Source organism: Methylobacterium sp. WL64 (genome assembly GCF_008039945.1).
Classification (GTDB): Bacteria; Pseudomonadota; Alphaproteobacteria; order Rhizobiales; family Beijerinckiaceae; genus Methylobacterium.
In genome coordinates this window covers 17233-32302 of record NZ_VRVA01000064.1, presented here as the reverse complement: position 1 = coordinate 32302, position 15070 = coordinate 17233, and the positions used below count along the sequence as shown (strand labels likewise).

The 15070-nt window shown below is 65.3% G+C and carries 22 protein-coding genes; 10 read left to right on the top strand and 12 right to left on the bottom strand.

Going from position 1 to position 15070, the window contains the following annotated elements:
• Window positions 1-204: hypothetical protein (locus FV242_RS35195; protein WP_210248953.1), on the top strand; the 204-nt coding region annotated here is incomplete at its 5' end.
• A gap of 293 nt (window positions 205-497) precedes the next feature.
• Here FV242_RS35195 and FV242_RS21945 read toward each other — a convergent pair.
• From FV242_RS21945 to FV242_RS21930, 4 genes are all read right to left on the bottom strand, one after another.
• Entirely contained in the window at window positions 498-725 is a 228-nt protein-coding gene (locus FV242_RS21945; protein ID WP_147940400.1) for a hypothetical protein, read from the bottom strand.
• A gap of 11 nt (window positions 726-736) precedes the next feature.
• The gene (locus tag FV242_RS21940; RefSeq protein ID WP_147940399.1) at window positions 737-1000 is read right to left on the bottom strand and encodes a hypothetical protein; all 264 of its coding nucleotides are present in this window, start codon (window positions 998-1000) and stop codon (window positions 737-739) included.
• Between the two features lie 620 nt (window positions 1001-1620).
• Entirely contained in the window at window positions 1621-1923 is a 303-nt protein-coding gene (locus tag FV242_RS21935; RefSeq protein WP_147940398.1) for a ribbon-helix-helix domain-containing protein, read from the bottom strand.
• Window positions 1920-2561, bottom strand: coding sequence for a ParA family protein (locus FV242_RS21930; RefSeq protein ID WP_246692808.1), 642 nt, complete (start codon window positions 2559-2561; stop codon window positions 1920-1922). The genes FV242_RS21935 and FV242_RS21930 overlap by 4 nt, the downstream gene beginning before the upstream one ends.
• A 231-nt stretch (window positions 2562-2792) precedes the next feature.
• On the opposite strand from FV242_RS21930, the gene FV242_RS21925 reads away from it, so the two are divergent.
• The gene (locus tag FV242_RS21925) at window positions 2793-3146 is read left to right on the top strand and encodes a hypothetical protein (RefSeq protein WP_147940396.1); all 354 of its coding nucleotides are present in this window, start codon (window positions 2793-2795) and stop codon (window positions 3144-3146) included.
• Window positions 3143-4021, top strand: coding sequence for a tyrosine-type recombinase/integrase (locus FV242_RS21920; protein ID WP_147940395.1), 879 nt, complete (start codon window positions 3143-3145; stop codon window positions 4019-4021). Before FV242_RS21925 ends, FV242_RS21920 begins: the two co-directional genes overlap by 4 nt.
• 113 nt (window positions 4022-4134) lie before the next feature.
• On the opposite strand, the gene FV242_RS36355 is transcribed toward FV242_RS21920, so the two are convergent.
• Complete coding sequence (locus FV242_RS36355; RefSeq protein ID WP_147940394.1) at window positions 4135-4383, bottom strand: PsiF family protein; 249 nt, start codon at window positions 4381-4383, stop codon at window positions 4135-4137.
• Window positions 4384-5571: 1188 nt separating this feature from the next.
• Between FV242_RS36355 and FV242_RS21910 the strand changes: the two genes are divergently transcribed.
• The 3 genes from FV242_RS21910 to FV242_RS21900 are packed head-to-tail and all read left to right on the top strand — an operon-like array spanning window position 5572 to window position 9376.
• Entirely contained in the window at window positions 5572-6099 is a 528-nt protein-coding gene (locus FV242_RS21910) for a PilZ domain-containing protein (RefSeq protein ID WP_210248952.1), read from the top strand.
• Entirely contained in the window at window positions 6096-8768 is a 2673-nt protein-coding gene (locus FV242_RS21905; RefSeq protein ID WP_147940392.1) for an EAL domain-containing protein, read from the top strand. Before FV242_RS21910 ends, FV242_RS21905 begins: the two co-directional genes overlap by 4 nt.
• On the top strand, window positions 8765-9376 hold the full coding sequence (locus FV242_RS21900) for a pilus assembly protein PilZ (RefSeq protein ID WP_147940391.1): 612 nt from the start codon (window positions 8765-8767) through the stop codon (window positions 9374-9376). The genes FV242_RS21905 and FV242_RS21900 overlap by 4 nt, the downstream gene beginning before the upstream one ends.
• Window positions 9377-9677: 301 nt before the next feature.
• Here FV242_RS21900 and FV242_RS21895 read toward each other — a convergent pair whose 3' ends face one another.
• The 6 genes from FV242_RS21895 to FV242_RS21870 form a co-directional block, all read right to left on the bottom strand.
• Window positions 9678-9938: a hypothetical protein gene (locus FV242_RS21895; RefSeq protein ID WP_147940390.1), complete on the bottom strand. Its 261-nt coding sequence runs from the start codon at window positions 9936-9938 to the stop codon at window positions 9678-9680.
• Window positions 9935-10204, bottom strand: coding sequence for a hypothetical protein (locus FV242_RS21890; RefSeq protein WP_147940389.1), 270 nt, complete (start codon window positions 10202-10204; stop codon window positions 9935-9937). The genes FV242_RS21895 and FV242_RS21890 overlap by 4 nt, the downstream gene beginning before the upstream one ends.
• Window positions 10201-10620, bottom strand: a complete 420-nt coding sequence (locus FV242_RS21885) for a DUF5681 domain-containing protein (protein ID WP_147940388.1) — start codon at window positions 10618-10620, stop codon at window positions 10201-10203. Before FV242_RS21885 ends, FV242_RS21890 begins: the two co-directional genes overlap by 4 nt.
• Before the next feature lie 70 nt (window positions 10621-10690).
• Window positions 10691-11059, bottom strand: coding sequence for a hypothetical protein (locus FV242_RS21880; RefSeq protein WP_147940387.1), 369 nt, complete (start codon window positions 11057-11059; stop codon window positions 10691-10693).
• A 14-nt stretch (window positions 11060-11073) separates the two neighbouring features.
• Entirely contained in the window at window positions 11074-11361 is a 288-nt protein-coding gene (locus FV242_RS21875) for a hypothetical protein (protein WP_147940386.1), read from the bottom strand.
• 14 nt (window positions 11362-11375) lie between these two features.
• Entirely contained in the window at window positions 11376-11777 is a 402-nt protein-coding gene (locus FV242_RS21870; protein ID WP_147940385.1) for a hypothetical protein, read from the bottom strand.
• A gap of 107 nt (window positions 11778-11884) precedes the next feature.
• Between FV242_RS21870 and FV242_RS21865 the strand changes: the two genes are divergently transcribed.
• The 4 genes from FV242_RS21865 (at window position 11885) to FV242_RS21850 (ending at window position 14667) form a co-directional block, all read left to right on the top strand.
• Window positions 11885-12145, top strand: a complete 261-nt coding sequence (locus tag FV242_RS21865) for a hypothetical protein (RefSeq protein ID WP_147940384.1) — start codon at window positions 11885-11887, stop codon at window positions 12143-12145.
• Window positions 12146-12156: 11 nt separating this feature from the next.
• Window positions 12157-12477 carry a hypothetical protein gene (locus FV242_RS21860; RefSeq protein ID WP_210248951.1) on the top strand — a complete coding sequence of 107 codons (321 nt, stop codon included), beginning with the start codon at window positions 12157-12159 and terminating at the stop codon, window positions 12475-12477.
• A gap of 82 nt (window positions 12478-12559) precedes the next feature.
• Window positions 12560-13447 carry a hypothetical protein gene (locus FV242_RS21855; RefSeq protein WP_147940382.1) on the top strand — a complete coding sequence of 296 codons (888 nt, stop codon included), beginning with the start codon at window positions 12560-12562 and terminating at the stop codon, window positions 13445-13447.
• On the top strand, window positions 13444-14667 hold the full coding sequence (locus FV242_RS21850; protein ID WP_187278508.1) for a hypothetical protein: 1224 nt from the start codon (window positions 13444-13446) through the stop codon (window positions 14665-14667). Before FV242_RS21855 ends, FV242_RS21850 begins: the two co-directional genes overlap by 4 nt.
• Here the strand turns inward: FV242_RS21850 and FV242_RS21845 are convergent.
• Window positions 14634-14846: a hypothetical protein gene (locus FV242_RS21845; RefSeq protein ID WP_147940381.1), complete on the bottom strand. Its 213-nt coding sequence runs from the start codon at window positions 14844-14846 to the stop codon at window positions 14634-14636. The genes FV242_RS21850 and FV242_RS21845 overlap by 34 nt on opposite strands.
• Window positions 14847-15070 lie beyond the last annotated feature (224 nt).

Below are 15070 nucleotides of genomic sequence, written 5' to 3'. Positions count from 1 at the left end.
GGCCACTACGGCGAGGGCCTGACATGCCCCTTGGCGGCCCGGAGCATGGCACTATCCGCACTGCCGGACATGGTTCGAGATAGGATGCCGGTCGGCGACCAAGGCACGTTCCGGGTGATCGTCCGCGACGAGAATGGCATGGAGATCTACACCGCGACGCTCACCCTCGTCGGCGAGTGGAAGGTCACCCCTCCATCCTCCTAGATTGTGTCGCACCAGCCGACCGTATCGGCGCAGCTCGCCCGCCCCCGGCATGCCGAAGCAAGGGCAGTCGCATCAAGCCAGCTGCTCGGAAAACCAGGCGGCCTGGCTCGTTCAAAAGTTTGACCCCCGATCCATTGACGCGCAACATGGCGCGTCCTGACGAGGGACACTCACCGGCTCGGACGGAAGTCATTCTCCCCCAAGGCTTGTGTCCGATCCGGTGGGCTCTTCTACAGGCGCTGGACCATGGGCTGCCTCGCGATCGGGGAGGGCAGTTCGCTGGCGCCCCAGATCTACAGCTTCAGGGGGAACCGGGCAGCGTAGTCCTCGCGCAGGGCAGCGAGCTTGCCTTGCAGCTCAATCACCCTCACCCGCTTTGACACCGCAATATCTCGTATCGCTATGGCCTCTGGTTGATCGGACAGGGCTAACGCTGCCCCCGCCAGCTCATTCGCCATCGCCTCGGTGGCGATGATGTCGTGCGAGAGGATGCCCATCAACTCCAGCATGGTCTTGCGCATGTCCGAGCTGCTCATGCCTTCACTGGATGCGCCAGCAGGATCGCCGATTTGACCGCGGCTCGCTTGCTCCCGGCTTTGGCAGTTGGCTCTTTGAGAACGGCTGATGCGTGGCGATCCGCGCGCACAGTCGCGGTGAGGTCGACGATCCATCCGGAAGCCAGCTCGAACGGGCCAGTCCTCGGATTGGCGAGCACTGCGTCGACCACAGCGCTCACTTGCGCGTCGGTGACCTCTTTCGATTTCAGGAGGTCGGACACGGTCGGGTTGCTGGCCATGCCGGAGAGCTACAGCGGCTCCCCTACCCCGTCCATAAGGCTCGTTCGCATAGCGCCTTGATCAAGGCAGATGCGCAACCCCACGCGCCACGACGATAAGGAATGCGGACAGGAGCAGTACGGCGGCCGTCGCCAGCTTAGCGCGGGGCAACTAAGAATTTTCCTCGGTCATGAACAGCTTAGCTAGGGCGCACCGGCCGGGCGGCCACATCATCACGGCTCGCGCGGCCTTGCGCAGAACCCAACCGCTCCGCGGCTGGTTAGGGGCGTAAATAAGCAGTGCCGCATCGAAGCAGCAAGCTATGGTACTAGCACCGTAGTGACGCACGGGCATACAGCGATGCCGTGGTACCGAAGCACGAAGCTGCAGGCCTTAATGCCTACGAGAGCAGCCGTTTTGATCGCAGATGTAGGTGCCTGTCTCGGCCTGCATGACACAAGGGCGCGGAGGCGTCGGGATCTCAACACGGCGATCATGTTCGACCCACCGCTTCACGAAAGCCGCAGAACAGGACGGCAGGGGTGTGATCGCTCCAGCGGAGCTCGACGCCATCACAACGGCCGCGACCGCGACAAGACCTGTTAAGCGCATCGTCCTCTCCTCTGTTGTACCTGCGCGATCACGCCACCGGCGGCTTGCCGTGTTTGGCGAGCACATCGTTGATGGCCTCGGTCATCACGTCCTGCAGCGTCACCTCGCGGTCAAGGGCGACCATCTTAAGGGCCTTCCACGCCTCGGGCCTCGCGCGGACCAGGATCCCGCGGCGGCCGTCCGGCTGGCGCTTGCCGCGCGGAGCCTTCACCGCGGCCGTCTCTGCCTGCGCGGCCTCTTCCATCACGGCGAGCGACGCGGCGGCGGGCGCCTCGACGGCCTTCGGAGCCAGGCGAGCGCCGAGGTTGGCGAACGAGGGCTTCTTGCTCACTTCTTCGATCCCTTGATGCCGAGAGCGCGGCGGGTCTCCTGCCACAACTCTGAAACTTCACTGGCAGCGGCACTGCCCGGCTCGAACTCGCCGACGGCCTGACCGCTGGCGAGCGCATGCGCGAACGCGGCCCGGGTCGTGATCTGCCCGGCCCAGGGCGTCGCGCTCATAGCGAACAGCGCCTCACGAGCCTCGGTCACGACGTGCGCCGGCTGGACGCCTCGCCGGGGCGGCGCCGAATTGATGACCGGCAGCACCGGCTTGCCGATCGCGCGGGCCATCTCCAACGTGGCCGCCACCGCAGCGATGTCGAAGACGGCTGGCCGGAACGGGATCACGGCAAGGTCGGCCACGCGCATGGCGGCGGCGATGTCGGCCGTGTTGTGCGGTGGGGTGTCGACGAAGCACCAGCCGATCCCATCCTTGCGTGCCGCCTCGATAGTATCGGGCAGATCACGGGCCTCACACTTTACCAGGACCGGCGTCTCGGCCTGGCGCAGCTCGTGCCAGAGGGCGAGACTGCCCTGCGGATCGGTGTCGATCAGAAGGGCCGGCGCCTTTGGGGCATCGGCGTAGACGGACAGGTGGGCGCACAAGGTGCTTTTGCCGCTGCCGCCCTTTCGGCTGGTGAAGGCCACAACTCGCAATGTCCGTGCTCCCGTGTCTCGCCATCACCGTGCGGGCGCAGCATGAAACAGCCGTTAACCGCTGCCTCGCTGCCGACTCATCTCAGCAGCGCCGTGCGGTCGTTCGAGTGCATCGGCGTAGCGTGCTAGCACCATAGCGGCGTGTCTTGCTGCGGAGATGCTGGTGTGGCACTCTCGTGAACGCAATACAAGTCCTGTTATCTTGCGTTGGAGAGCTGCACGATGGTTGGCGGCTTCCCCACCATGCCTCCGCTACCGCCCACCTTTTGGGAGTTGCAGGAGCGTCAGGACGAGCGAGCGTGGGAGAACCTTGTTGCCGAAGTGCAGCGGTTCAACGGGGATCTCCCCAAGGGCATGGTCATGTTGGTGACCACAAGCCTCGACCCGACCTTCTACGTTGTGACCATGAGGCGAAGTGGATCTTACGTCATTTTGGACGGTATCGACGGCGACGGGCACAGCGGACGAGTGCTGCAGCACGTATCGCAGCTGAGCATACGGATGCAGACTGTTCCCAAGGCCGAACAGCGCGAACGCGGGGTGTTCGGGTTCATTGAGCACGGACAAGGCCAGTGACATCTGTCCTCGTACCAATCGCCCAGCCCGTCGAGGCGCTACCGCCGGCGCAGGCCGACGACGACGCGCAGATGGTACGGCTGTGGCTGTCTCGATCGTCAAGCCCGAACACCCGCCGGAACTATGAACGCGAGGCGCGGCGCTTCCTTGTCCATGTCGGCAAACCGCTCGGGTCGGTGCGGATGGGCGAGCTGCAGGACTACCTCGCCAGCCTGCCCGGGTCGTCCGCCACGGTGGCACTCGCGGCCTCGGCGCTGAAGTCGCTGCTCACCTTCGCCCAGGAGGTCGGGTTCCTGCGGTTCAACATCGGCGCGGCCGTGAAGGTGCCGCCGATCAAGAATACCCTGGCCGAGCGGATCATGTCCGAGGCCGATGCCCTGCTGATGATCCGGCAGGAGCCCGTCATGCGAAACCGCGTCCTGCTGACCGTGCTCTACGGCGGCGGCCTGCGCATCTCCGAGGTCTGCGACCTGCGGTGGCGGGATCTCGCAGTCCGCGATGAGGCTGGACAGGCGACGGTGTTCGGCAAGGGCGGGAAGACCCGAGTCGTGCTGCTGTCGGCCGCGACGTGGAAGGTGCTCACAGCTCTGCGGGGCGAAGCGACGGCCGATGCGCCCGTCTTCCTTTCGCGGAAGGGTGGGGCGCTCGATCCAAGCGCGGTCCACCGGGTTGTGAAGGCGGCCGCGGCGCGCGCCGGTCTCGGGCCGGAGGTCTCCGCGCATTGGCTCCGGCACGCCCACGCCTCGCATAGCCTCGATCGCGGCGCACCGATCCATCTTGTGCAGGCGACGCTCGGGCACGCATCGGTGGCGACGACAGGGCGCTATCTACATGCACGGCCAAGCGAAAGTAGCGCTCGGTTCTTAGGGGTGTAGCGACCTACATCGCAACGAACGAACAAAACTAGTTCAGTAGGTTGATAGCAGCGTAGCAAAGCACCGCGCTGCATCGGTGCTAGCTTCACATCGCTCAGCTGGTCCACCCAGCATCAATCCTCGGGCGTGACACAGGTCCCCATGAAGGCCTTCCGAGCCGGACCCTTCAACTTCTGATCCGCGGCCTGTTGGCGGCAGCGTGCAAGCACCTCCGGATCGACGACATCGGCGGCCTCCTCACCTTGGGATGATGCGCTGGAGGCGTTCTCATCATCAGGCTCCGGCCGGCCCTGTGCGGTTCCCACGGAAGGAAGACAGGTTAGGGCGGTCAAGGCGGCTATAAGCGCGAGGGTGGGTCGCATGAATATCCGGCTGGTTTGGCACGTCGGTCGGGCATCGTGGATGCAGTCTGAGGCGAAGGTACGGCTCCCCGACTTCGCTGCGATAATGGATCCGTCCGGCCACCGGGATCCGCAGATGGTGATTGGCGATACATGCCAGGGTTACGCCCTCTCAGGGTACAGCCATTCTGTCTTTCTATTAGGGGTACGAGGCGCCAGGAGTCCCAATCTCGGACTAGCGGCTCGTCCTGTCAGCGCAAAACGTCTGCGCAACAACGCCATTGAGGAGCAGCCAGTAAGTCAGATCTATACATCTGATAACCACCATAGACTACTTCGATCGAACATAGTAATTGTGTATACAAAATAATATCATTTTTTAACTGACATTTAACTTACGACAACAATGATCGCCCATACTATAGGGGCGATTTATGGTTAGCGTTTCGACCGAGAACTACTATGCCATGGTTCGAGCGGCTCAGCTTCAGGCAGCTCGAACGGGCTTGCCTACGGATAACAAGCAACCTGTGTCCGTCGCGGTTCAAGAGCAGGCCCCACCACCGGCTCCCCCCAATCCCAACGCAACTGTCAGTCGGATCGTCGACGTGCTCGTCTAGGATCCTCGACATGGCCCCAATGCGCCTTCACATGTAGCGGCCTTCAGGACCGCTATCGAGCACTGAAGAAGCGATCAATAGCGGTCGACGAACAGTGGCAACCCCTGCGCACGCGGCACTGCGGTCGGCTTGTAAGACGGGTGCGTTCAACACCTGCCTTGCCATTGCCCCCCGCACGCGTCGGGCAGAATGTAGGTGACGGGGCGTCCCAGCGTCTGGGGCAAAGCATGACTCACGATGACTTGAAGCCAACCGCAAGAACCACACAGATCGATAGATGCCACTTCGTTAGCCGAATAAAAATCAAATTATATACTAAAGTACGGTCTGTATAATTTTGAATACAATCAATTACGCGTTATAGGCATCCACCGTTCATATTTTTTTAATACATATCCGGAATTCTTACCTTGAGTTGCGTCCAGCATCTTCGAATGCTGATCTGCCGCGCTGACGTACTAAAACCATCAAATGACGGTCTCTTGCAATGCTCGGTACGAGGTCGAGAACAGACAATTCCGACCGACAAGGTCGCGCGCAATCCCATGGCGCGCAAGTGCTGCCGGATCCGGAGCCCTTGCTCGGGCGCGTGCTGCTCGCCAGCGGCGATGAGGTCTCCTGTAGTGCGGTTCTGTCATCGCCTCTGCAAGGTGAGATCTTCGTCGAAGCCAAGGCGACGCCGGGTGAAGTCGTCGTCTGTGCTCTCGACGGTGTCGGCATTCTGGTCGGCAAGGTCACGGAGGTCCTACCCGCAGGCTTCACTGTCGACTTCATGGTCAAGCGCAACCATCGCGAAAGAGTCGCCGCGCGTCTGGAATGGCACGTCGTCCAAGCCGACCGATCCGCACAGCTGCGTCGTGCACCCCGTCTCGTCCCATTCGACCGTTCCGTCGAAGTTCGCCTCGCCGAGACTGTCGTCTTCGCGGGGACGATCCTCAATATCTCGATATCCGGCGCTAAAATCACGTTGCGCCCCAATCCCGGGCTGTTCGTCGGCGCGCTTGTCCGCATCGGATCACGCCTCGCCACCGTTGTCCGCGCGATCGAGGGCGGCATCGCCGTCCAGTTCGTCGAGCCATTCCCCGCGGACAACTTCGACGAGCGGATACGGCCATGATCGCATCGCGTTTAAGCATACCATTTGGCCTTTGGATGCCTCGCCTGGTTGTACCCCGCTCGCTGCGCATGATCGGTCATGGCCGGCGCCTGCGCCTGTCGGCGCTTGCCGTCGGCATCATCATCCCCGCCTTCTTCGGACACACGCTATGGTCGCATCGCACCCTCGAATTCATCGACGCTGAACGTGAGGTCGCCAACACCGCCCTCACCCTGAAGCACCACGCTGCCCGCACCATCGAGATCACCGACGAACGCCTGCAGATTATCGCCTCCCTCGTCGCGCTCCATGCTCATGATTTGGGATCCGAGGCGATGCACATCGCCTTGCGCAAGCAGCTTGCCCGGACGCACGACCTTGGCAATATCGTCGTCACCGACCCCGATGGCCGCGCGGTGGCCGAGGCCGCCGTCTTCCCAGTCCGATCCCTCGACGTGCACGAGCGGGACTACTTCCAGAAACTGCGTGGACAGATCGATGACGGTTTGGCCATCGGTCGTCCGGTCATCGGAAGCTTGAGCGGTAAGCCCATGCTGCCGATCGCCCGCCGCCTGGTCGGGCCGGACGGCGCATTCATCGGCGTGGTTCAAGCTATGCTTGATATCGCGTCGTTCCAGGCCGTCTACGACGCCGTCGACAACGAACCGGGCGCGATCCTCAGTCTATGGCGCGCGGACGGCACTCTGCTCGTACGCTCGCCGCATGCCTCGGAGACGATCGGCCGAAACTTCGCCACCTCGGACAGCTACCGCCACCATGCTGCTGTAGGTGATACCAAACCGTTCTGGGCGACCGGCCTCACCAGCGGGAACGAGCGTGTCATCGCGCACGGTTTTGTGGAGGGCTACCCGCTCTATGTCGCGGTCTCGTTGTCGAAAGATGAGGTCCTTGCCCCATGGCGCCGCTTGGCCCTGACCCAAGGGGTTTTGGGCGGTGGGCTCGCACTGGTCCTTGTCAGTGCCCTCCTCCTTCTAGCTCGTGAGACCGAACGGCGTCAGGTTGCCAGCATGCAGATCCGACTGCTCGCCGACAACGTCGCAGACGTGTTCGTACTGGGGGGTCTGGATAAGCTCCCGCTCTACGTATCTCCCGCCGCCCGGATCGTGCTGGGCTACGAGCCGGGGGACCTCGTCGGGCGTGACCCGGTCGAACACCTTCACCCCGACGATCGAGCGGTTTTCGCCGAGCACTGGGCCAAGCTCGGGGATAAGGAGTCGCCCGGGACCTGCCGCGTGCGCCACCGCCATGCGGACGGGCACTACGTCTGGATCGAAGCATCGGTCAGCTTGATGCTCGACCCGAACGACGGTTGTGCAACAGGGTACGTCGCCGCTTTGCGCGACGTCACGGCCCACCGCGAGACGGAGGAGCGGATGCGGCACATGGCGCTGCACGATGCGCTGACCGGCCTACCCAACCGGGCGTTGTTGCTCGACCGCCTGGACCACGCCATCGCCTACGCTGGCCGCGTCCATAGTTCCTTCGCCGTGATGGCTTGCGACCTCGACCGGTTCAAGGCGATCAACGACAGTCTCGGCCACCCGGCGGGCGACGCCCTGCTCCGCGTCGTGGCCGAGCGGATGCAGGCGGTCGTACGATCCTACGACACCGTCGCTCGGCTAGGGGGCGACGAGTTCGCGATCGTGCTTCCGCATCTCGCCGAGCCGTGTTCCGCCAATGCCATCGCCAACCGTCTGATCGCGGCGGTGAGCGAGCCGATCGACCTCGATGGACACAAGGTCGAGATCGGCGTCAGCATCGGGTTTACGGTCTGTACCGGCGGTGACGTTGGTGCCGACGAGTTGTTCAAGCGCGCCGACATCGCACTTTACGAGGCCAAGGCGGCGGGGCGAAGCACCTCTCGTGAGTTCTGTGCCGAAGCGGGCGCCCGCATCGCCACACACGGCCAACTTGGTCTCGACATGAAAGAGGCGATCCGGCGCGGGGAGTTCCGGCTCGTCTACCAACCGGTCGTGCAAGCTGACACAGCGACCGTCGTCGGGTTCGAGGCGCTGATGCGCTGGCGCCATCCGGTTCGTGGTGAGATCTCACCCGCCGTCTTCATCCCCGTAGCCGAGGAGACCGGACTGATCGTGCCGCTCGGCGTCTGGGCGTTGCAGGAAGCCTGTCGTGAGGCGATGCATTGGCCTGCGCACGTTCGCGTCGCCGTCAACGTCTCGGCCGTGCAGCTTCGGCGTGAGGGTTTGGAGACGGCGGTGTTGGCCGCTTTGGCCGCCAGTGGGCTATCGCCTAATCGGCTCAAGCTGGAGGTGACCGAGAGCGTGCTGATGCAGGATGCCGACGCGGCTCTGGCTTGCCTACACCGGCTCCGTGGTTTGGGCGTCCTCATCGCCCTCGACGACTTCGGCACCGGCTACTCATCCCTGAGCTACCTGCGCCGCTTCCCGTTCGACAGGTTGAAGATCGACCGCGCCTTCATCCGTGACATCGCCGACCCGGATGCGGCTGCGATCGTGCGGGCGGTGGTTAGCCTTGGTGAGCGCCTTGGCATGGGTATCGTTGCCGAGGGTGTGGAGACCGCCGAGCAGCTCGACCTGGTCCGCCAGGAGGGGTGCCACGAGGTACAGGGCTTCCTGTTCAGCAGACCGCTCCCTGCCGACGAGGCTCTGGCGTATCTCCAGCTGCCGAGTGCGTTGGTGGCGGCATGAGCGGCTTGGGTGACGACGCGACGGTCGTTCGATCGACCAAAAACGCTGCAGCCATCGACCTTTCGATCCTATCGGGCCGCGTGATGGTCGAGGGCGGACCCGAATACCCCTGCCGAGCGCAGATCGACGACCTCGACGCGATCGCGATCCAGACGCAAGCGCCGGGTCACCCGCGTGATGTCGCGGTATGCTACCTCGACAAGATAGGAGCCTTGCCGGGTCGGATTGGCATAACGGATGCGGAAGGGTTCACCCTCCATCCGACACTCAGTGCTGAACGCCGAGCACGCATCACCGTACGGTTGGCGTGGCATACGTCCCGAGCGGCATGGACAGCCGAACAACGGGCAGCACTGCGGATCGTACCCGAGTACCGCGACGTGATCGTGAGCTTGCCCGAGGAGCGCAGCCTTCAAGGATTGATCCTCGACGTATCGAGGACTGGGGCAAAAATCCAATTGCCGTTTGCCACCACTACGGCAGTCGGAACGTCCGTGACGGTGGGGAAGCGCTATGCAAGCGTGGTGCGGGTCGAGGACACAGTGATCGCGGTGAAGTTTCGGCTGCCATTCGGCGAGGGCACGTTCAACACGAGCATCCGACTCTGAGACGGAGGGTGGATCTCGCGCAACATTGCTCGGTCCTATGCGCCAAAGCCAGGCTTGCAACGCGACAATCGAACCCAGGAAAGCGCTGGCAGATGAGACTGCGGCCTCCTTTGCGAGAGTTCTTGGCAGTGCCTCGATGGTAGTGTTGCGGTCGGCTAGTAAACCTCAGCTCTAGGTAACGGACCGGGCCGTCCACTCGTTGCCAGTCAGCTCGGGGCCGATGAGACACAGCACGCCGTTGCTGACCGTGGCTCGGCCCTGTGCGACCCAGCGCTGCCAGTTCGTGAAGGCGTCAGCCCTGCTACATCGCCTTCTGCCGCTGCTGCGCCTGCCAGTCGGCGATGAACGCCTCGATCTGGCCGGCAAGCTCCTTGTCGGCCGGCATTGGCGACTCGCGCAAGCTGGAGACCATCGCGCCGAAGGACGGCCAGTCGGCGGCCATCTCGTTCAGACCGAGCACGATCTGGCGGCCTAGGTCGGCGTCGGACAGACGGGCCAGGCCGCTGAACCGGGGGCTGGCCTCCAGCCGGGCGATCTTCGCCTCGATCTCCTTGATCCTCATGACAGCCTCGCCCTCAGATCCCGGTAGTACGTGGCGACGTCGTGGGTGCAGTGCCGGATCCGGGCAATGAGATGCTGCTCCTGCGGATCCTCGGCTGCGTCCCACTCGTCCATTAGTTCGTCGATGCCGCCGGCCTTGATCGACGACCTGTGCAGGCGATCGAACAGCGCCAGCTCGGCTTGGTCATAGGACAGGTGGTCGAACCGATCGGTGCCGCGCTTCGCTTCCAGGCGCGCGATGCGGGTCTCTATCTCGCGGATCCTCATGCTCCCTGTCCCTCCAGTGCGGCGAGGCGGCGGTGCAGGTCGGCAGCCGTGATCGCCTCGATGTGGGCGGATACCGCCTTGCCGATATCGGCGGCCTCAGACGGGGTGACTTCTCCGGAGGACACCGCCCGAAGCAGCGCCTCGGTGGCCTTGGGCAGATCCTCGGCTGTCTCGATCACTGGGAGGTCGAAGGTGATGGAGCGGTCGCGCTTGGGCGACAGCAGCCGGTCGAGGCACAGCTTCATCGCGCCGCCGTCGCCGGCCAGCGCCTGCTCGATGGCCTTGCGGGACAGGGCTTCAGCCTCGCCCTCGAAGATGGCTTCCAGGGCCAGCGTGGAGCGGTTGCGGGAGCCGCGGGGGCGCCCGGCTGGGTTGCCGGACTGGCCGGGCTCGAACTGGGTTTCTTCCTTCGGCATCACGCAGATCCGGTCTGGGCGGTCCTGTAAACAACAGGAAAATTACAGGACGACAGTATCACAACGTAGTTCATGGCGCCGGCTCCGCAGGGGTTGCTTCGGCTTCTCCGATCCCGTGCCATGCCATCTCGAGCACGATTGCCCGCCAACCGGCATGGCTCATGTCCGCCTCCGCGATCTCCACCTGAAGAGCGACGAAATCCTCGTCCGGGTTGGTGGCATGGAGCGCGTGGCCAATGCGGCGCAGTTCGGCCCGGCAGGCGGTGCCGATGGGGTCTGCCACGATGCCCTGCACGTCGAGGGTGTCCGTGGCCGCCGGAGCTACGGTGTCGACCCACGGCCGGCCCTTGGTCCAGCTCGAGTTAGCAGCAGTGCTGCGCTCGCGCTCGCCCTTCACGACGATGCGCAGGAGGGCGTCGGCGGCAGCTTCGATGGGCATAGCAGGTGGGGTCATCATAACCCCTCCATCGCAGCCATCTCTTCGTCGGTGGCGGCGACGGCGCTGCACCACTGGTAGTGGACCGGGATCGGCATGCTGAAGCTCGGCACGATATAGCTTCCGAGAGCGTCGCGCCGGACCTCCCGGCCCTGGTCGATCAGCAGGCCGTCGTCGAGCAGGCGCCGCAGGGTCTTCGGTGAGCAGCCCGGGGGCTCGCCACAGCCGACCCTGTCCAAGGCCCGCCGCTCGGCAGAGGTGCGGCCCGGATGGGGCATGCGGTCGGGATCGGATTTGCAGGACATGGTGTGGGCTCCTCTCAAGCGGCATCGTCGGGGGTGTGGGTTCCGGCCTTGTCCCAAGGGCGGCTGTGCTGGCGCGCCGGCAGCAACGGCACCTTGTCTCGGCGGCTGATGCGCGCTGCGATGCGTTGGGCGTCGGGTCCGGAGGGCGCGGGGCGGCGGTCGGTGATGCTGCCAGCCTCCAGGCGCTCGATGAACCAGTTGCCGGATATGCGGGCGACGCGGACACCGGAGGCGCTGGGCTGGGTGCGGTCGCGAGGGAACGGGATGACTTTTCCCATTGTCAGCTCACAGGGTTCGGGGCGGGTCAGGGTGGTCGCGATGGAGAGGGTCTGCGCGCCACCACTCGCTATGGCGACGGCGTAGCGGGTGGCTCGATCCATGATCTCTTGAACTTGGGCGTCTGAGGCGGTGGTCATGGGTGGACTGGTGCGCAAGGCCGTCGCCGCGATCGTGGCTACCGACGGCCCGCCCCTGACGCCCGCGCCTGCCACTCCTGCAGTCGCCATGCCGATGGCCGCCTGAGATGGGCGACGTCCACCACCTCCCGCTCCGCAACCTGCCGCCCGCACCGCCGGACTGCTCGGCCATCCGAGCCTGGGAACTGCTGCGGGCCGGGGCACGGGCCACGCACGCTACGCTCGGCGAACTCGTCGCGATGCTGGATGCCGGCGCGCCGCCCGCGGACGTGTTCGCGCAGATCGACATCCTGAATACCCAACTTGCCGCCTGCGGATCGTGCGTGACCTTCTTGAAGGCCACGGACGCCCCGCCGAGCGCCGCTTAGAGGAGCCGGCCATGGGCGGCGGACAGACTTCCACACAGAATTCGACCCAGGTGGCGACGAAGACGCCCTATGCGCCGGCGGTCCCCGGCTTGCAGCAGTCGCTGACGGATGCGCAGACCCTCTATCAGTCGGGCGTCGGCAGCCAGATCTACGGCGGTCAGCGGGTCGCGGACTTCAGCAACGACCAGTCGGCCGGCATCCAGAGCACCCGGGACCAGGCAGCCTCGGACAACGCCGGCGCCCTCGGTACCAGCTATCTGCAGGGCATCCTGGGGTCGAACGGGATCTCAGCGACGACCCAGCAGGGCCTCGGCATGCTGGGTCGTCGCTGAGGCCAGCACGGCACGCCTGTCGAGCTTGGCGGACCAGATCGGCAGCGCCTCAAACCCGATCAATCAGACGGCCAATGCGTTCATGTCGGGTTCGCGCGACCTGACGACGGTCCCGCAGTTGCAGGGCCTGTTCGACAAGTCGCAGCAGATGTCGGTGGCCGAGAAAAACCTGTCCGGCGTGGCGTCCGGCCAGTACCTCGACCCCACGACGAACCCCTACGTGCAGGCGCTCGTCGACACCTCGAGTCGGAATGCGGCCAACGCCGTGAAGGAGTCCTATGCCGCCTCTGGCCGGTATGGCTCGGGCAACTTCGCGGGGGCCACGACGAAGGCCGTCAACGACACCAACACCGCCCTGTACGCCAACCAGTACAACCAGGAGCGGGCCAACCAGCTATCCGCCAACTCGATGATCGACAGCGCCCGCCAGGCCGCATCCAGCGCCGGGCTTGGGATCACCAACGCGATCTCGGGCGTGCAGTCGACGAACAACCAGCAGCGTCTCGCGGGTGCCGGCCTCGGTCAGGCGCAGCAGGCGGCTCAGGCTGGTGTTCTTGGCCAGGTGTTGGGTGGCGACCAGTTCAACAGCAACCTCGGCGTGACGAAGGCCAACGGGTTCATCGGCGCCGGGCAGCAGGGTCAGACCCAAGCCCTACAGGCCGCCGGCCTCCTGCCGTCCGTCGACGCGCTCCGGTACGCGCCGGCGAGCAACCTGCTTCAGATCGGCGGCCTTCAGCAGCAGCAGAACCAGGCGGGGCTTGATGCCGCGCAGCAGCGCTTCCAGGAGACCCAGCAGGTGCCGTGGCAGGCTCTGGGTCAGTACGCCTCCTATCCGTTGGCGATCGGCAGCCAGGGCGGCACGACGGTCTCGCAGGGCACCTCGCAGACCAAGACCTCGGGTGTCAGCCCCCTGCAGTCGATCCTCGGCATCGGCACGTCGCTGCTGGGCCTCGGACCCGGCAGACAGTGACGGCGCCGATCGTCAGCCGCGCTGCCGGCATGACCGAGCGACTGGCCACCGACATCAACGGTGCGTTCGGCCCGGCCGTCAGCCCGCAGGCCGCCACCGACACCTTCGCGGCTATGCGCCAGGTCCCGAACCAAGCCATCGGCGCGGCCGTAGATGGTGCCCAGGCGCCCGTGAGTGCCCGGCCGGTCCTCGGGATGATCGACACCCGCCTGCAGACGGCCCGGGGTGCCGAGGAGACTGTGCTCCGGCGAGCCCGAGACATGCTCGCCCATACCGATCCGGAAACCGGCTGGACGACCATCGCCGATAACCCGCGGATCCTGCACAACGTGAAGCAGGAGATGGATCGGGTCATCAACTACGGTGACCCCGGCCTTGGTGTGGCCCCTGGCGCTCTGGCCCGGAAGGACAGTGCCGCCCAGACCGTGCGCGGGCACCTCAACGACCTGCTGCGCGACCAAGTGCCGAACTACGGCGCGGCCAACGACGTGTCGGCGGCGCTCGCCCGGCGCATGGAGGCTGTTGAGCAGGGCTCGCAGCTCCTCCGGTCCGGTCAGGGTGCGACGCCGCCCGCCGACCTCGCCCGTCAGCTCGCCGGTATGACCCAGGGCGAGCGGGACGCCATGGCGATCGGCACCCGCGGCGCGATCGATCAGGCCGTCGGCACCCGGCGCAATGACCTCGTGGCGATGCAGGGGCTTCTGCAGGGTGAGGGCGGGTGGAATGCCGCCAACCTCGCCCAGCTTCATGGCCAGGCGCCGGTCGACCGCGTCGTCGGCGCGGTGAACCGGGAGGCGGCGTTCGACCAGGCCAACCGCCGGATCGTCGAGGGCTCGCAGACGGCGCAGCGCAATCAGGCCGCCAAGCGGGTCGCGCCCCGGACGACGCTGGGCGACGACTTCGGCGGGACGGTAGCCGGCGCGATCGGCGGGCCTCAGGGCTGGGCGCTGGCGCAGGCCGGGCGCGTGGCGAAGGCCGGGATCAACGCGGTCGGCAAGTCGGCCGACATCGCCCGCAACCGCGAATTGGCTGACGCCGTGACGATGACCCAGGGCGACCGGCTGAACGCGCTACTGGCGGCGCTGGAGGCGCGCGGGGTGACGCAGCAGCGTGCGGCGGCTCTGGGCGACATCGCGGTCCGCGGTGGCCAGGCGGCGCTGCTGTCCCAGTCGGATCGGGCCCGGCCTTACCTTCCGGCCGCGTACTTGCCGCTTCGGTAGATGGCAGTGCCGCCGATGATCAGCAGAACGAACAGAACAGCCCAGATGCCCGCGATCCCAATGTGCTCAAGCAGCCACGGGAAAGTCCACTCGATGCCGCCGCGCGCCGCCCACCCGATCGCCGTCATGACGATGGCGAACAGCACGAGGGTGGTCAGGATTTCAGCCGCGCGGCGCATGCCGGTGAATGTGGCCCCGACCCGCCTGTCTGTCGATAGCCGCAAAGTTCAGCAGAATTGGCTCAGGGCTGGCGCTGGCCTGAAACCGCAAGACGCCACCCGTAATCCTGCCGCGCCCGCCAGCGGGCCGGATTTCGTAACCCAGGGGCATTTCGTATGAGCATCGGCTTCGGCTCCCTGCCCTCCTTCGCGGGCGGCGACGATCAGAACCCGTTGAGCCCTGC